We start from the raw sequence: 14,568 nt of genomic DNA, 5'->3' as shown, positions 1-14,568 counted from the left end.
TTAGTGGCGCGGACGCTTGCCGCGCTGCTCCTGCTGCTGAAGGCGCTGTTCGACACCGTCGACGCGACCGTTCAACTGATCGAGGCGCTGCCCTTGCTGCTGCGCCTGGCCCGACGCGGCCTGTGCCTCGGCGAGTGCCTGCTTGGCGGTGCCGTCGGTGGCCTGCAACTGCGTCTCCAGCGTGCTCACGCGCGCGCTGACGGGTTCGATCTGCTCGCGCACATATTTCTTGGTGGCGCAGCCGCCGAGCGTCGGAGCGATCAGCAGGATCGCGATCGCGGGGGAGAGTTTGGCAAAGGAGGTAAGCATCACAATCTTCCAAATAATCTCTAGCCCGGCGAGGGAGCCTAGATTGTAACGCAGCGGCAATAGAAGAGGCGACAGGACGACGCTTCGGCACGCCGAACCGAGGAGTGATCCGCCCGAAAGTTCGTGGTAGACTGCATTTTGTTGTCGATGGTTGCTGCGAATACTTATGCATTAACCATCGCTGAACAGGATCACTCGGTCTCGTTACTTTCTCGAATCGCGTGCTGGCCACGCGCGAACGGATCGAGCGGGATGCGGCCACCGTCATCCCGCACCGCCTTGCCGGCGGCCGGGGCGCGCTGCCGATCGACGCAGCGGCGCAACTCGGCGACCGCCGCACCGCTGCCTTCGAGCGTCAATTCTTCCACGGGAACGTCACCGCGGCGCACCTTCAGATAGGCGGACGCGGCAAAGTCGCGCGGGAACGCCGCACCGAAGTCGGTGACGAAGCCGCGCTGGCCCCCGGTCGTGATGCCGATCGCGACATGGCGGGGAAAGGCGGAGCGTGAGAGGCGGAAATCCAGCCGGAGCTGCTCGCGCGCGCGGATCGACCAATTGGGATTGAGCAACGTCAGCCGGTTGCTGCCGTCGACATCCAGCCCGAATTGCAACGTGGTGCCGCGCGGCTCGGGATAGGTGCGGGTGAGAAAACAGCCCTTCTGGTCGCTGCTGACGGACACGACCCAGGCGCCGATCTCGCGGGTGGCATAGCCGGCGGCAGCGGCGGGTGGGCTCGCGACGACGGCCGCGAACGCCGCGAGCGAGGACAGCGAGGCAGGGAATATGGTGCGCATGGTCGCGGCCATAACGCTAAATCGGCGCGGAGTTTAGTGTGGCGGGTGGCGTCGTTCCGTCGGTCGCCTTGGCCGCCGTCAGCGCCTGCGCGATCGCCGCACGCAGCGGCTTGGCGCGATAATCGGCGTCATACGGACAGGGACGACGGTCGGCGCGGTCCGGGCGCGGCTCGAACGGACCGATCCAGCTAAAGCGGTCGCACAACCCCCAGGCGACCACGTCGCGCAGTTGCGGATAATCGAGCATGACGTCCAGATAGCGCCGCGCATAATCGGCGACGCCCCGGTCGCGCGCGACCGGATCGACCGGCAGTCCGTTGTCGCGCACGTCGAATTCGGTGATGAGCAAGCGGTATCCCATGCCGGTCACCGCATCCAGAAAGTGCCGCCACTCGCGTTCATAGGCACGCGCGCTGCCGCTCGTGTCCGTGCCGGCGGTGATGATATGCGACTGGACGCCCAGCGCATGGACCGGCACCCCGCGCCGCCGAAATCCTTCCAGCAGGCGCAGCACCCCGGCGCGATGCGCCGCGTTGCCGGGCTCCCAGCTCATATAATCGTTATAGACAAGCTCCGCGTGCGGCGCGTGTTCGTGTGCGGTGCGAAACGCAAGATCCAGTGTCGCCTCGGTTCCGCCGAGCGCCTGGCTCAAGGCGGTTTCTTCCAGCGCGCCGGTCTCCGGCGTCACTGCTTCGTTCACGACGTCGTAACTGACGATCCGCTTGCCGTAACGTTGCGTCACGGTCGCGATATGATCGACGAGAATGTCGCCGGCCGTTCGGGCCGGACGCGCGCCGAAGTCATATTTCTCAAGCCACGCCGGCATCCATTTGCGCCGCTGCCAGAGCAGGTTGTGACCGCGCACCGCCATGCGTTGCTCCACGCCCCAGGCGACGATCCGGTCGAAAGCGGCGAAGTCGAACGCGCCGGGCGCCGGACGAAGATGCTGCCATTTCATTTCATTCTCGGCGACGAGCAACCCGCACTCGGCGCGCAGCAGCGCGGCATAGGCCGGGTTGTCGGCCGAAGCGCCCCTCGCCCGCGCCGACAGCGCCGATCCGAAGCGGCGGCCGCCGCGCCGCGCGATCGCATCAAGTCCCGGCGCGCCTGATGCGACCTTGGCCAGCGGCGCGAACGGCAGCGCCAGCGCGCCCGCCAGGCTGGCCCGCCGCGTAATTTCCTCACCCATTCGAATACCTCGATCTTTTCCGTGGCAGCGTGAACGATGTCGCCGCGCCGACAGCCACGGAAATCCGCCTACGCCGCCCGTTGGCGTCGACAAGCACGTTCATGTTGATCTCGCTCGCCTTTTGCGCTTTTTCCCGCCAGATCGGCGGGGAGCAGGGACATGCATGCAGCGGCGGGGTTCGAGCTGATCATCGCGATGTTCCTCGTGATCGTCGGGCTGCACTATGTCGCGCGCCGCCTGTCGCTGCCGCCCGCCGCGGCGCTGATCGTTGGGGGCGGCGCGGTCGCGTTCGTGCCGGGCTTGCCGGGGATCACGATCGATCCCGAACTGGTGCTCGTCCTGTTCCTGCCGCCGCTCCTCATGGACGGGGCGTGGTTCACCGCGATCGCGCCGTTTCGCCGTCATATGGCCGGCATCCTGTCGCTCGCCGTCGGGGCGGTGTTCTTCACCACCGCGGTCGTCGCGCTGGTCACGAAGCTGCTGCTTCCCGCGCTGCCCTGGGCGGCCTGCGTCGCGCTCGGCGCGATCCTGTCGCCCCCCGATGCGGTCTCGGCGCGCGCCGTGTTGCAGCACGTCCGCCTTCCGCGACGCCTGTCGACCCTGCTGGAGGGCGAGAGCCTGCTAAACGATGCCGCCGGGCTGGTGCTCTTCCGCTTCGCCGTGGCCGCGGTGCTGACCGGCACCTTCAGCATCGGCGCGGCGACCGGCACCTTCGTGTTGCTGGTGCTCGGCGGCATCGCGGTGGGCGCGGTCATCGCCGGGCTGTGGGTGTCGCTGCTGCGGCGGCTGGGCGACGACACGCTGATGATCGCGGCGACGATGCTCGTCTGCTGGAGCGCCTATATCGCGGGCGAGCTGGTCCACGTCTCGGGCGTGATCGCGGTGGTCACCGCCGGGCTGATCTGCGGCTGGTACCAGCATGTGGTGTTCAGCGCGAGCGTGCGCATCCGCGCGCTCGCCTTCTGGCAGGTGTTGGTGTTCCTTCTGGAAGCCGCGGTCTTCACGCTGATCGGCCTGTCGTTGCGCGGGCTGCTCGACCGCGTCGGCGATCCCGCGCGCATCGTCGACACCATGGCCGAACCGGTGCTGCTGATCGTCGCGGCGGTGATCGTCGCGCGGTTCGTGTGGATCTTCGGCGCGGATGCGATCGTCGCGGCGATGCGCCGCGCGGGCTGGACCTCGGCGCGCCCGCTCGGTGCGCGCGCGGCGCTGGTGATGAGCTGGGCGGGGATGCGCGGGGTGGTGACGCTCGCGGTCGCGCTGTCGTTGCCGGAGACGATGCCGGCGCGCGACCTGATGCTCGTCACCGCGTTCGCCGTGATCCTGGTCACCGTGCTGGTGCAGGGCACGTCGCTCGGCTGGATCATCCGCCGCGCTCGCCCGCCCGAGGATCCAGCCGCCTTGCCGCCGCTCGACCTGATGGCTGCGGAGCGCGAGATGTTCCGCGCGCAACTCGCCGCGGTCGAGCGCCACGCGCATGACGAGCGGGGCGAGCTGATCCACCCGCAGCTCCTGCACCGGTATCGCACCCGCGCCACCGCGGGCGAGAACTTCCGCGGAACCGATGCGGAGCGCAACGAGGCGATCGCGCGCCATTTCAACGTCATCATCGCCGCGGTGGAGGCGGGTCGCGCCGAACTGGTCCGGCTGCACCGGACCGGCCGGATCGACGACGAGACGCTCCACGATCTCGAACACGACCTCGACTTGGAGGAATTGGGCGCCATCGCCGCCAAGGGCTGACGGTGCGCCGATGCCGCGCCGGCACCTGCTGGCGTCGGCCGGCTGGCGGCTCTACAGCCGCGCCGAACGGAGGATCGCGGATGAACGAAGCATCTGGACCATGGCAGCCCGACATCGTCCGCACCTGGCTGGATCGCCGGGTGGCCGCGGCGCGGCTCGATCAGGCGGCGGCCGACCGGCGCGGCTACGAGGCGCAACGCGACTATGACAAGGCCGCCGCCGAGGAATGGGCCTGCCGCACGCTGCGTGCCAGCGATCACATCGATGATCAGCACGCCTTCGCCGCCACCATCAAGGCGCTGCTCGGCCAGGACGAATATCGCACCACCGGCATCTACGACGATCAGCATTTCGAGCGGTACGTGCGCGCCTGCCTGCGCAAGATCGCGAAGATGACCAAGGCGAACGAAGGTTTCGCCAACACCTTGCGCTATCAGGCCTGAGCCCCTGACAAGACCCGCCACACCCGCTATCCGCGCCGCATGACGTACGACATTCATATCGTGGGCGGCGGGCTCGCCGGGTCGGAAGCCGCGTGGCAATTGGCCGAGGCCGGCTTCAAGGTCCGCCTCTCGGAGATGCGCGGCGGCGGCGACACCACGCCCGCGCACCACACCGACGACCTCGCCGAGCTGGTCTGCTCGAACAGCTTTCGCAGCGACGATGCGGAGAGCAACGCGGTCGGCCTGCTCCATCAGGAGCTGCGCGCGCTCGGCTCGTTGATCCTGCGCGAAGGCGATCGCCACCGTGTGCCCGCCGGCTCCGCGCTGGCAGTCGACCGCGACGGCTTCTCGGCCGGCGTCACCGCCGCGGTGGCCGCACACCCGAACATCGCGGTGGTCCGCGAGCGGATCGACACGCTCCCCGGTACCCCCGCGATCATCGCCACCGGCCCGCTCACCGCGCCCGGCCTGTCCGAGCGGATCGCCGCCGAGACCGGCCGCGACTCGCTCGCCTTCTTCGACGCGATCGCGCCGATCGTCCACCGCGACTCGATCGACATGGAGACGGCGTGGTTCCAGTCGCGCTGGAACAAGGGCGAGGGCACAGACTATATCAACTGCCCGCTCGACAAGGACCAGTATCACGCCTTCGTCGCCGCGCTGATCGACGGCGAGAAGACCGAATACCGCGAGTGGGAAAACGTCCCCTATTTCGAAGGCTGTATGCCGATCGAGGTGATGGCGGAACGCGGCCCCCAGACCTTGCGCTTCGGCCCGATGAAAGGCGTCGGCCTCGACGATCCGCGCACCGGCCGCTGGCCCTATGCCTGCGTCCAGCTCAGGCAGGACAATGCGCTCGGCACGCTGTGGAACATCGTCGGCTTCCAGACCAAGCTCAAGCATGCCGAGCAGGTCCGGCTGTTCCGCACCATCCCCGGCCTCGAGAACGCCGAGTTCGCGCGGCTCGGCGGGCTGCACCGCAACACCTTCCTGCGCTCGCCCGAGCTGCTCGACGAAACGCTGCGGCTCCGCTCGCGCCCGAACATCCGCTTCGCCGGGCAGATCACCGGCTGCGAGGGCTATATCGAGAGCGCATCGATCGGCCTGCTCGCCGGCCGCTTCGCGATCGCCGAGCTGCGCGGCGAGACGCTCGCCCCGCCCCCGGTCGAAACCGCGCTCGGCGCGCTGTTGTCGCACATCACCGGCGGCGCGGAGGCGGACAGCTATCAGCCGATGAACGTCAACTTCGGGCTCTTCCCGCCGATCCCCGGCCGGACCAAGAAAGCCGACCGGAAGAAGATGTACACCGACCGTGCCCGTTCGGCGCTGGCGGAGTGGCTGGCGGCCTAAATCACTCCGCCACACGCCCCTCCGTTCGTGCTGAGGAGAGGCTGAGCTTGTCGAAGCCTCGTCTCGAAGCACCGCCCTTCGAGACGCCGTTTTGACAAGCTCAACGGCTCCTCAGGGCGAACGGCAGCTTTTGGATGTTGGCGACTTTCCGGACACGGAAACCTAAACCGGTATCGCCGTCGTATATTTCGTCATCGAGAGCGCGAAATGCGATGACGCCCCCGCCACCGAAGGATGCCCCAGCATCACCTGCATCAGGAAGTGGTTGTAGTCGCTGACATCCGCCACGACGATCCGCAGCAGATAATCCCATTCCCCCGACATCGAGAAGCTCTCGACGATCTCCGGCCGCCCATCGACGAACGCCTCGAACGCCTGCCGCGCCTCGATCGCATGGCTGCGCATCCGCACGTTGCACAGGACGTTGACTCCGCGCCCGACCGCCGCCGGATCGACCAGCCGCACCGTGCGCGTCAGCACCCCCGCCGCCTCCAGCGCCTTCACCCGGCGCCAGCACGACGCCGACGAGGCCCCCACGCTTTGCGCCAGATCGGCATTGCTCAGCGTGCCATCCTCCTGCAGCGCCGAAACGATGCGACGGTCGATGGCGTCGAGTTGATCGGTCTGGTTCATAGAACCCGATCCTAATGCTTCATCCGTTTCACGAATAGCCTTGTACGGCACCATTCTGATAAGCATTGATCGCGCCCATATGCGATCGTGCCGCCATGGCAGACGCAGCGCTGATCCGGCCCGAAGGAGCCGCCGCCGACTGGACGATCCCGCAAGGCTGGGACGCGTACACGGCCGAGGAACACGCCACCTGGGACACGTTGTTCGCGCGCCAGATCGCGATGCTCCCCGGCCGCGTCACCCCCGAATTCACTGCCGGCCTCGACGTGCTCCGCCTGTCGAAACCCGGCATCCCCGACTTCGACGAACTCTCCGAACGGCTGATGAAGGCGACCGGCTGGCAGGTCGTTGCCGTCCCCGGTCTCGTCCCCGACGACGTGTTCTTCGACCATCTCGCCAACCGCCGCTTCGTTTCGGGCAATTTCATCCGCCGTCCCGACCAGCTCGACTATCTTCAGGAGCCCGACGTCTTCCACGACGTTTTCGGCCACGTACCCTTGCTCGCGAACCCGGTGTTTGCCGATTACATGCAGGCCTATGGCCAAGGCGGGCAGCGCGCCGCGGCCATGGGTGCGATCGATCGCCTCTCCCGGCTCTACTGGTACACCGTCGAATTCGGGCTGGTGCGCGCCGGCGACGGCCTCGCGCTCTACGGCGCCGGCATCGTGTCCTCGCGGTCCGAATCGATCTTCGCGCTCGACGACGCCTCGCCCAACCGCATCGCGTTTGACCTGAAGCGTGTGATGCGCACCCGCTACCGGATCGACGATTTCCAGCAGAGCTATTTCGTCATCGACAGTTTCGAGGACCTGCTCGACCAGACGCTCAACACCGATTTTGCCCCGCTTTATGCCGAGCTGGAAGGCCAGCCGGATCACGACCCGGAGACGATCCTGCCCGACGACCGCGTCTACACGCGCGGCACGCAAGCGCACGCCCGCCGCTAACCCGTTCACCTGAAAGGCCCGACCATGACCGATCCCGCCAACCCGCTCGGCCTCGCCGGCTTCGAGTTCTGCGAATTCACCTCGCCCGATCCCGACACGCTCGCCAGCCAGTTCGAGCAGATGGGCTTCGTCGCCGCGCACCGTCACCCGAGCAAGCAGGTGACCCGCTACGTACAGGGCCGCATCAACCTGCTCCTCAACCGCGAGCCGGCCGGTCAGGCCGCCGACTTCCGCGCGCTCCACGGCCCCTCGGCCAGCGGCATGGCGTTCCGCGTCGCCGATCCGCAGGCCGCCTATGACCATGCGCTCGCCGAGGGTGCAACCGCAGTCGACGCTGCGACCGGGACGCTCGGCGAAGGCAGCTTCCCGATCGAGGGTATCGGCGGCAGCTACCTCTATCTCGTCAAGGCCGGTGCCGACCTCTACGCCGATTGGGAGGAAGTCCCCGGCTGGCGCGAGGCCGCCGAGCAGAACAATGTCGGGCTCGATATCCTCGACCACCTTACCCACAACGTCCGGCGTGGCGAGATGCGGACGTGGTCGAGCTTCTACGGCCGCCTCTTCGGCTTCGAGGAGCAGAAGTTCTTCGACATCAAGGGCAAGGCGACGGGTCTGTTCAGCCAGGCGATGATCGCCCCAGATCTGGCGATCCGAATCCCGCTCAACGAGAGCAAGGACGAGACCTCGCAGATCGAGGAATTCATCCGCGAGTACAATGGCGAAGGCATCCAGCACCTCGCGCTGACCACCGACAATATCTACGAGACGGTCGAAAAGCTCCGCGCGCGCGGCGTGCGGTTGCAGGACACGATCGAGACTTATTACGAGCTGGTCGACAAGCGCGTCCCCGGCCATGGCGAGGATCTCGAGCGGCTGAAGCGCAACCGCATCCTGATCGACGGCAACGTCGGCGACGAGGGCATCCTGCTCCAGATCTTCACCGAGAACATGGTCGGCCCGATCTTCTTCGAGGTCATCCAGCGCAAGGGCAATCAGGGCTTCGGCAACGGCAACTTCCAGGCGCTGTTCGAGAGCATCGAGCTGGACCAGATCCGGCGCGGCGTGGTCAAGGTCGACGCCTGACGCCCCCCCCCCCCGTCGCCCCGGACTTGATCCGGGGCCCCGCTTCTTCTTGAACCGTGGAGAAAAAGCGGGATCCCGGATCAAGTCCGGGATGACGGAAGAAGGCAGGCGATCCGACGGGTCGATACAGGAGAGACAGCCATGACCGACACGCCCCGCTACCACCCAGGCTTCGGCAACCATGTGTCGACCGAGGCGGTCCCCGGCGCGCTCCCGATCGGCCGCAACTCCCCGCAGCACGTCCCCTTCGGCCTCTACACCGAACAGCTCTCCGGCACCGCCTTCACCGCCCCGCGTCACGAAAACCGTCGCAGCTGGCTCTACCGCCTCCGCCCGACCGCGCAGCATCCTGCCTTCACCCGCTACGAGGGCGCACCGAACCTGCGCGCCGCCCCTTTCGACACCCCGCCGTCCCCGAACCGGATGCGCTGGGACCCTCTCCCCTGGCCCGACCCCGCGACCGACTGGCTCGACGGCCTCGTCACCTACGGCGGCAACGGCAGCGTCGCCGAGCAGACCGGCGTCGCGATCCACCTCTATGCCGCGACCGCCGACATGGATCGGGCCTTCTTTTCGGCGGATGGCGAGTTGCTGATCGTGCCGCAGGAGGGCGCGCTGACGATCGACACCGAATTGGGGAGGCTCGACGTCGCCCCGCTCCAGATCGCGGTGATCCCGCGCGGTGTACGCTTCCGCGTCCATCTCGACAACAACCGGCGCGCGCGCGGCTACGTCTGCGAGAACTACGGCACGCCCTTTCGCCTGCCCGATCTCGGCCCGATCGGCGCCAACGGCCTCGCCAACCCGCGCGACTTCGAGACGCCGGCGGCGTGGTTCGAGGATCGCGACGAACCCTGCACCGTCGTCCAGAAGTTTCAGGGCGCGCTCTGGCAGACCACGCTCGATCATTCGCCGTTCGACGTGGTGGCATGGCATGGAAACCTCGCTCCCTATCGCTATGATCTCACGCGTTTTAATACCATCAACACCGTCTCGTTCGACCATCCCGATCCATCGATCTTCACCGTCCTGACCTCCCCCAGCGACACGCCCGGCACCGCCAATTGCGACTTCGTGATCTTCCCGCCGCGCTGGATGGTCGCCGAGGGGACGTTCCGTCCGCCATGGTTCCACCGCAACGTCATGAGCGAATTCATGGGGCTGATCGCGGGCGCCTATGACGCCAAGGAAGGCGGTGGTTTCGTCCCCGGCGGCGCCAGCCTCCACAACCAGATGAACGGCCATGGCCCTGATCAGACCAGCTATGAGAAAGCGGTCGCAAGCGACTTGAAACCGGTGAAAATCGACGGGACGATGGCCTTCATGTTTGAAACCCGCCACGTCGTGCGCACCACCGCCTGGGCGCAAACTTCGCCAACAATGCAGCTCGACTACGACGACGTATGGCGCGGCTTTCCCAAGGCGACACTCCCGCGCTGACCGGCCGGACTGGAAAATACCGCCGACCCTGCTAGCGTACCGCCGATGCAGTTCCTCAAGATCCTGTTCTGGTCGCTGCTGGCGTTCGTCGCCGCGGTGTTCACGTTCGGCAACTGGACCAATGTCACCATCCAGCTGTTCGGCGGGCTGGTCGCGGAGGTGAACCTGCCGCTGCTGCTGTTGGTGACCTTCCTGCTCGGCTTCCTGCCGACGCTGATCTACCAGCATTGGGTGCGTTTCCGTCTGCGCCAGCGATTGGCGGCGGCGGAACGCGCGACGGAGAGCGCACTCGCCGCTGTCCGCGGCATCGAAACGCCCGCCCCCGTTACGCCGCCCGCGGCCCCCCACCACCGGAGCCGAGTAATGGCCAACCGAATCTTCGTCGCGCTCGACACCCCTGATCTCGATCGCGCCCGCACGCTGGCGCAAAAGGTCCGCCATCATGTCGGCGGCATCAAGCTCGGGCTGGAATTCTTCTGCGCCCACGGTCCAGCCGGCGTCCGCGCGATGGAGGAGATCGGCCTGCCCGTCTTCCTCGACCTCAAGCTGCACGACATCCCCAATACCGTCGCCAAGGCGGTACAGTCGCTCGCCGGGCTCGCCCCGGCCGTCCTGACCGTCCACGCCAGCGGCGGCCGCGCGATGCTGGAGGATGCCAAGGCCGCCGCGCATCCCTCGACCAAGGTCGTCGCGGTGACGATGCTCACCAGTCTCGACGAGGACGATCTCGTCGCGACCGGCGTCGCCGGCAGCGCGCACGACCACGTCCTGCGCCTCGCCGAACTGGCGCGCGAAGCGGGGCTCGACGGCATCGTCTGCTCGGGCGCGGAGGTGAAGGCCGCGCACGCCGCCTGGCCGAAGGGCTATTTCGTCGTCCCCGGCGTCCGCCCGGCGGATGGCGAGGTCGGCGACCAGAAGCGCGTCGTCACCCCCGCGGATTGCGGTCGACCATGGCGCATCGATGCTGGTGATCGGCCGCCCGATCACGCAGGCCGAGGATCCCGACGCCGCCGCCCGCGCCATCGCCGCCACGCTCTAACGCGATATTGGCAGGGTGCGGGCAAGCGCCTAAAGCCGCGCGATGCCCGTCACCGCCAAAATCTGCGGCCTGTCCACGCCCGACACGCTCGACGCCGCGCTAAAGGGCGGCGCGAGCCACGTCGGCTTCGTCGTCTTCCCGCCCTCGCCGCGCCACCTGTCGCTCGACCGCCTCACCGGGCTGGCGGCGCGCGTTCCCGCGCACGTCCGCAAGGTCGGGGTGTTCGTCGACCCCGATGACGAATTGCTCGCCGCGACCGTCGCCGCCGGCAAGCTCGATGCGATCCAGCTCCACAAGACCACGCCCGCCCGCGTCGCCGCGCTGCGTCGCCTGTCGGGGCGCGAGACATGGGCGGCGATCGCGGTGAAGACCCGCGCCGACCTCGCCACCGCCGCGCACTACGCCGACGCCGCCGACCGCCTCCTCTACGACGCCAAGACCCCCGAGGGCGCGACCCTTCCCGGCGGCATGGGCGTCCGCTTCGACTGGCAATTGCTCGACGGCTTCCGCCACCCGCTCCCCTGGGCGCTGTCCGGCGGGCTCGACCCCGCCAACGTCGCCGAGGCGATCGCCCGGACCCGGGCGCCCTTGGTCGACGTTTCGTCGGGCGTCGAGTCCGCGCCGGGCGTCAAGGACGTGGACAAGATCGCCGCCTTCCTGCAACGGGTTTCCGCATCATGAACGCACCCAATTCCTTCCGCGCGCAGCCGGACGAGCGCGGGCATTTCGGCCCCTATGGCGGCCGCTATGTCTCCGAAACGCTGATGCCGCTGATCCTCGACCTCGAGCGCGAATATCGCGCCGCCAAGCAGGACCCGGCCTTCGCCGCGCAGTTCGACGATTTGCTCGAACATTATGTCGGTCGCCCCTCGCCGCTTTATTACGCCGAGCGACTGACCGACACGCTGCGCGACAGCGCGCCCGAGGGGATGGGCGCACAGGTCTGGTTCAAGCGCGACGAGCTGAACCATACCGGCGCGCACAAGATCAACAATTGCATCGGCCAGATCCTGCTCGCGATCCGCATGGGCAAGACGCGGATCATCGCCGAAACCGGCGCGGGTCAGCACGGCGTCGCCACCGCGACGGTCTGCGCGCGCTTCGGGCTGCCGTGCGTGATCTACATGGGCGCGAAGGACGTCGAGCGGCAGCAGCCGAACGTGTTCCGCATGAAGCTGCTCGGTGCCGAGGTGCGCGCGGTCGAAAGCGGCGCGCGCACGCTCAAGGATGCGATGAACGAGGCGCTGCGCGACTGGGTCGCCAACGTTCACGACACCTTCTACATCATCGGCACCGCCGCCGGCCCGCACCCCTATCCGGAGCTGGTCCGCGACTTCCAGAGCGTGATCGGCCGCGAGGCGCGCGCGCAATTGCTCGACCGCACCGGCCGCCTCCCCGACCTGCTCGTCGCCGCGATCGGCGGCGGATCGAACGCGATCGGGCTGTTCCACCCGTTCCTCGACGATGCCGATGTGAAGATGCTCGGTGTCGAGGCGGCGGGCGAAGGGCTGGAGGCCAAGCACGCCGCCAGCCTCGCCGGCGGCTTCCCGGGCGTGCTCCACGGCAACAAGACCTATCTGTTGCAGGACGACGACGGCCAGATCGCCGAAGCGCATTCGATCTCGGCCGGGCTCGACTATCCCGGCATCGGCCCGGAACATGCGTGGCTGAAGGACAGCGGCCGCGTCGATTATACCGCCGTCACCGACCGTGAGGCGCTCGACGCCTTCCAGCTGCTGTGCCGCACCGAGGGGATCATCCCCGCGCTCGAACCCTCGCACGCGATCGCCGCGGTCGCGCGCAAGGCCAAGGACATGCCGCAGGATTCGATCATCCTCGCCAATCTGTGCGGGCGCGGCGACAAGGACATCTTCACCGTCGCCGAAGCGCTGGGAGTGCAGATTTGACCCGCCTTGCCGATGCCTTCATCGCCGACCGTCCCGCGCTGATCTGCTTCGTCACTGCGGGCGATCCCTCGGTCGCCGGGACGCCCGCGATTCTCGACGCGCTGGTCGAGGGCGGCGCGGACGTGATCGAGCTGGGGATGCCGTTCACCGATCCGATGGCCGACGGACCCGCGATCCAGGCGGCGAACATCCGCGCGCTCGACGGCGGGGTGACGACCGCCGATATCCTGCGCATCGCAAAGGACTTTCGCGACCGCCACCCGCTCACCCCGCTGGTGCTGATGGGCTATGCCAATCCGATGCTGCGACGCGGGCCGGAGTGGTTCGCCACCGCGCTTCGCGATGCCGGAGTCGACGGCGTGATCTGCGTCGACCTGCCCCCCGAAGAAGACGATGCGCTCGGCCCGGAACTGCGCGCAATGGGCATCAACTTTATCCGCCTCGCCACCCCAACCACCCGCGACAACCGCATCAAAGAGGTGCTCAACGGCGCGAGCGGCTTCGTCTACTACGTCTCGGTCGCCGGCATCACCGGCAAGCAGCAGGCGCAACAGGCGTCGATCGAGGAGGCGGTCGCGCGGCTGAAGCACGCCACGGATCTGCCAGTCGCGGTCGGCTTCGGCGTCCGCACTCCCGAACAGGCGCGTGCGATCGGCCGTGTCGCGGACGGCGTCGTCGTCGGCTCGGCGATCGTCGAGATCATCGCCGAACACGGCCCCGCTGCACCCGCGCCGGTCGCCGCCTATATCAAGACGCTGTCGGCCGCGCTTGCCGACGCACGAAAGGTTTCCGCATGAGCTGGCTCAGCAACGTCCGCAACGCCTTGTCCGGGATCGTCCCGGGCGGCGCCAAGGCGCAGACCCCCGATCACCTCTGGCACAAGTGCAAGGGCTGCGGGACGATGGTCTTCACCAAGGAGCTGGAGGAAAACCTCTACGTCTGCCCGACCTGCGACCATCACGAACGGATCGGCCCGAGCGAGCGGTTCGCGCACCTGCTCGACCCGGCCAGCATCGACGTGCTGCCCGCGCCGCGCTCGCCCGAGGACCCGCTCAAGTTCCGCGACTCGAAGCGCTACGCCGATCGGCTCAAGGCGGCACGCGCCAGCACCGGCGAGCAGGACGCGTTCGTCAACGCGCGCGGCACGATCGACGGCCACCGCGTCGTGATCGGCGTGCAGGATTTCGCCTTCATGGGCGGCTCGATGGGTCAGGCGGTCGGCGAGGCGTTCATCCAGGGCGTCGAGACCGCGGTGAAGGACCGCGCGCCCTTCATCGTCTTCACCGCCTCGGGCGGCGCGCGGATGCAGGAAGGCATCCTCAGCCTGATGCAGATGCCGCGCAGCACCGTCGCGATCCAGATGCTCCACGATGCCGGTCTGCCCTATATCGTCGTGCTGACCGATCCGACCTCGGGCGGGGTGATGGCGGCCTATGCGATGCTCGGCGACGTCCACATCGCCGAGCCCAAGGCGACGCTCGCCTTCACCGGCCGCCGCGTGATCGAAAGCACGATCCGTGAGAAGCTGCCCGAAGACTTCCAGACCAGCGAATATTATCTGGAGCACGGCATGATCGACATGGTCGTCCACCGCCGCGAACTGCGCGCGAAGCTCGCGACCGTGATCGGCTATCTCTGCGGCGAACGAAAGGCTGCCTGATTGCCCCTGCCCTTCAGGGGTGGGGGACGCG

Annotated in this window: 14 protein-coding genes and 1 pseudogene; 11 read left to right on the top strand and 4 right to left on the bottom strand. The window is 67.7% G+C overall.

Translation table 11 applies throughout. The features are described from left to right. The 3 genes from PGN16_RS05070 to PGN16_RS05060 all read right to left on the bottom strand — a co-directional run bounded on the left by PGN16_RS05070 (position 1) and on the right by PGN16_RS05060 (position 2,292). Positions 1 to 309, bottom strand: coding sequence for a hypothetical protein (locus PGN16_RS05070; RefSeq protein ID WP_335308297.1), 309 nt, complete (start codon positions 307 to 309; stop codon positions 1 to 3). 191 nt (positions 310 to 500) lie between these two features. After that, a complete protein-coding gene (locus PGN16_RS05065; RefSeq protein WP_335308296.1) occupies positions 501 to 1,103 on the bottom strand; it encodes a hypothetical protein in 603 nt (200 codons plus the stop codon). 16 nt (positions 1,104 to 1,119) lie between these two features. Further along, on the bottom strand, positions 1,120 to 2,292 hold the full coding sequence (locus PGN16_RS05060) for an endo-1,4-beta-xylanase (protein ID WP_335308295.1): 1,173 nt from the start codon (positions 2,290 to 2,292) through the stop codon (positions 1,120 to 1,122). Between the two features lie 159 nt (positions 2,293 to 2,451). On the opposite strand from PGN16_RS05060, the gene PGN16_RS05055 reads away from it, so the two are divergent. The 3 genes from PGN16_RS05055 to trmFO all read left to right on the top strand — a co-directional run bounded on the left by PGN16_RS05055 (position 2,452) and on the right by trmFO (position 5,828). Beyond that, positions 2,452 to 4,035 (top strand): Na+/H+ antiporter, encoded by a 1,584-nt coding sequence (locus tag PGN16_RS05055; RefSeq protein ID WP_335308294.1) that lies wholly within the window; start codon positions 2,452 to 2,454, stop codon positions 4,033 to 4,035. Between the two features lie 80 nt (positions 4,036 to 4,115). Further along, complete coding sequence (locus PGN16_RS05050) at positions 4,116 to 4,478, top strand: hypothetical protein (RefSeq protein WP_335308293.1); 363 nt, start codon at positions 4,116 to 4,118, stop codon at positions 4,476 to 4,478. Positions 4,479 to 4,517: 39 nt separating this feature from the next. Continuing rightward, positions 4,518 to 5,828: a methylenetetrahydrofolate--tRNA-(uracil(54)-C(5))-methyltransferase (FADH(2)-oxidizing) TrmFO gene (gene trmFO / locus PGN16_RS05045; protein ID WP_335308292.1), complete on the top strand. Its 1,311-nt coding sequence runs from the start codon at positions 4,518 to 4,520 to the stop codon at positions 5,826 to 5,828. A 162-nt stretch (positions 5,829 to 5,990) separates the two neighbouring features. Here trmFO and PGN16_RS05040 read toward each other — a convergent pair whose 3' ends face one another. Further along, positions 5,991 to 6,461 carry an Lrp/AsnC family transcriptional regulator gene (locus PGN16_RS05040; RefSeq protein ID WP_335308291.1) on the bottom strand — a complete coding sequence of 157 codons (471 nt, stop codon included), beginning with the start codon at positions 6,459 to 6,461 and terminating at the stop codon, positions 5,991 to 5,993. 95 nt (positions 6,462 to 6,556) lie between these two features. Between PGN16_RS05040 and phhA the strand changes: the two genes are divergently transcribed. The 8 genes and pseudogenes from phhA (at position 6,557) to accD (ending at position 14,537) form a co-directional block, all read left to right on the top strand. Then, on the top strand, positions 6,557 to 7,408 hold the full coding sequence (gene phhA, locus PGN16_RS05035; protein ID WP_335308290.1) for a phenylalanine 4-monooxygenase: 852 nt from the start codon (positions 6,557 to 6,559) through the stop codon (positions 7,406 to 7,408). A gap of 24 nt (positions 7,409 to 7,432) precedes the next feature. Then, positions 7,433 to 8,491, top strand: a complete 1,059-nt coding sequence (hppD, locus tag PGN16_RS05030) for a 4-hydroxyphenylpyruvate dioxygenase (protein ID WP_335308289.1) — start codon at positions 7,433 to 7,435, stop codon at positions 8,489 to 8,491. A gap of 141 nt (positions 8,492 to 8,632) precedes the next feature. Continuing rightward, complete coding sequence (hmgA, locus tag PGN16_RS05025; RefSeq protein ID WP_335308288.1) at positions 8,633 to 9,931, top strand: homogentisate 1,2-dioxygenase; 1,299 nt, start codon at positions 8,633 to 8,635, stop codon at positions 9,929 to 9,931. A 363-nt stretch (positions 9,932 to 10,294) separates the two neighbouring features. Further along, a pseudogene (gene pyrF, locus PGN16_RS05015) lies at positions 10,295 to 10,970 on the top strand (orotidine-5'-phosphate decarboxylase). 42 nt (positions 10,971 to 11,012) lie between these two features. Further along, entirely contained in the window at positions 11,013 to 11,651 is a 639-nt protein-coding gene (locus PGN16_RS05010) for a phosphoribosylanthranilate isomerase (protein ID WP_335308287.1), read from the top strand. Next, positions 11,648 to 12,877: a tryptophan synthase subunit beta gene (trpB, locus tag PGN16_RS05005; RefSeq protein ID WP_335308286.1), complete on the top strand. Its 1,230-nt coding sequence runs from the start codon at positions 11,648 to 11,650 to the stop codon at positions 12,875 to 12,877. Before PGN16_RS05010 ends, trpB begins: the two co-directional genes overlap by 4 nt. Then, positions 12,874 to 13,674 (top strand): tryptophan synthase subunit alpha, encoded by an 801-nt coding sequence (gene trpA / locus PGN16_RS05000; protein ID WP_335308285.1) that lies wholly within the window; start codon positions 12,874 to 12,876, stop codon positions 13,672 to 13,674. The genes trpB and trpA overlap by 4 nt, the downstream gene beginning before the upstream one ends. After that, positions 13,671 to 14,537, top strand: coding sequence for an acetyl-CoA carboxylase, carboxyltransferase subunit beta (accD, locus tag PGN16_RS04995; protein ID WP_335308284.1), 867 nt, complete (start codon positions 13,671 to 13,673; stop codon positions 14,535 to 14,537). The genes trpA and accD overlap by 4 nt, the downstream gene beginning before the upstream one ends. Positions 14,538 to 14,568: the final 31 nt, after the last annotated feature.

Origin of the sequence: Sphingomonas phyllosphaerae, assembly GCF_036946485.1 — a bacterium.
Taxonomy (GTDB): domain Bacteria; phylum Pseudomonadota; class Alphaproteobacteria; order Sphingomonadales; family Sphingomonadaceae; genus Sphingomonas; species Sphingomonas phyllosphaerae_E.
This window is presented reverse-complemented; position numbering and strand designations above follow the sequence as displayed.

Excerpts from the sequence above, each read along its gene's own strand:
- PGN16_RS05070 (WP_335308297.1), bottom strand. The coding sequence starts at position 309 with ATGCTTACCTCCTTTGCCAAACTCTCCCCCGCGATCGCGATCCTGCTG.
- PGN16_RS05065 (WP_335308296.1), bottom strand. The coding sequence starts at position 1,103 with ATGCGCACCATATTCCCTGCCTCGCTGTCCTCGCTCGCGGCGTTCGCG.
- PGN16_RS05060 (WP_335308295.1), bottom strand. The coding sequence starts at position 2,292 with ATGGGTGAGGAAATTACGCGGCGGGCCAGCCTGGCGGGCGCGCTGGCG.
- PGN16_RS05055 (WP_335308294.1), top strand. The coding sequence starts at position 2,452 with ATGCATGCAGCGGCGGGGTTCGAGCTGATCATCGCGATGTTCCTCGTG.
- PGN16_RS05050 (WP_335308293.1), top strand. The coding sequence starts at position 4,116 with ATGAACGAAGCATCTGGACCATGGCAGCCCGACATCGTCCGCACCTGG.
- trmFO (WP_335308292.1), top strand. The coding sequence starts at position 4,518 with ATGACGTACGACATTCATATCGTGGGCGGCGGGCTCGCCGGGTCGGAA.
- PGN16_RS05040 (WP_335308291.1), bottom strand. The coding sequence starts at position 6,461 with ATGAACCAGACCGATCAACTCGACGCCATCGACCGTCGCATCGTTTCG.
- phhA (WP_335308290.1), top strand. The coding sequence starts at position 6,557 with ATGGCAGACGCAGCGCTGATCCGGCCCGAAGGAGCCGCCGCCGACTGG.
- hppD (WP_335308289.1), top strand. The coding sequence starts at position 7,433 with ATGACCGATCCCGCCAACCCGCTCGGCCTCGCCGGCTTCGAGTTCTGC.
- hmgA (WP_335308288.1), top strand. The coding sequence starts at position 8,633 with ATGACCGACACGCCCCGCTACCACCCAGGCTTCGGCAACCATGTGTCG.
- PGN16_RS05010 (WP_335308287.1), top strand. The coding sequence starts at position 11,013 with ATGCCCGTCACCGCCAAAATCTGCGGCCTGTCCACGCCCGACACGCTC.
- trpB (WP_335308286.1), top strand. The coding sequence starts at position 11,648 with ATGAACGCACCCAATTCCTTCCGCGCGCAGCCGGACGAGCGCGGGCAT.
- accD (WP_335308284.1), top strand. The coding sequence starts at position 13,671 with ATGAGCTGGCTCAGCAACGTCCGCAACGCCTTGTCCGGGATCGTCCCG.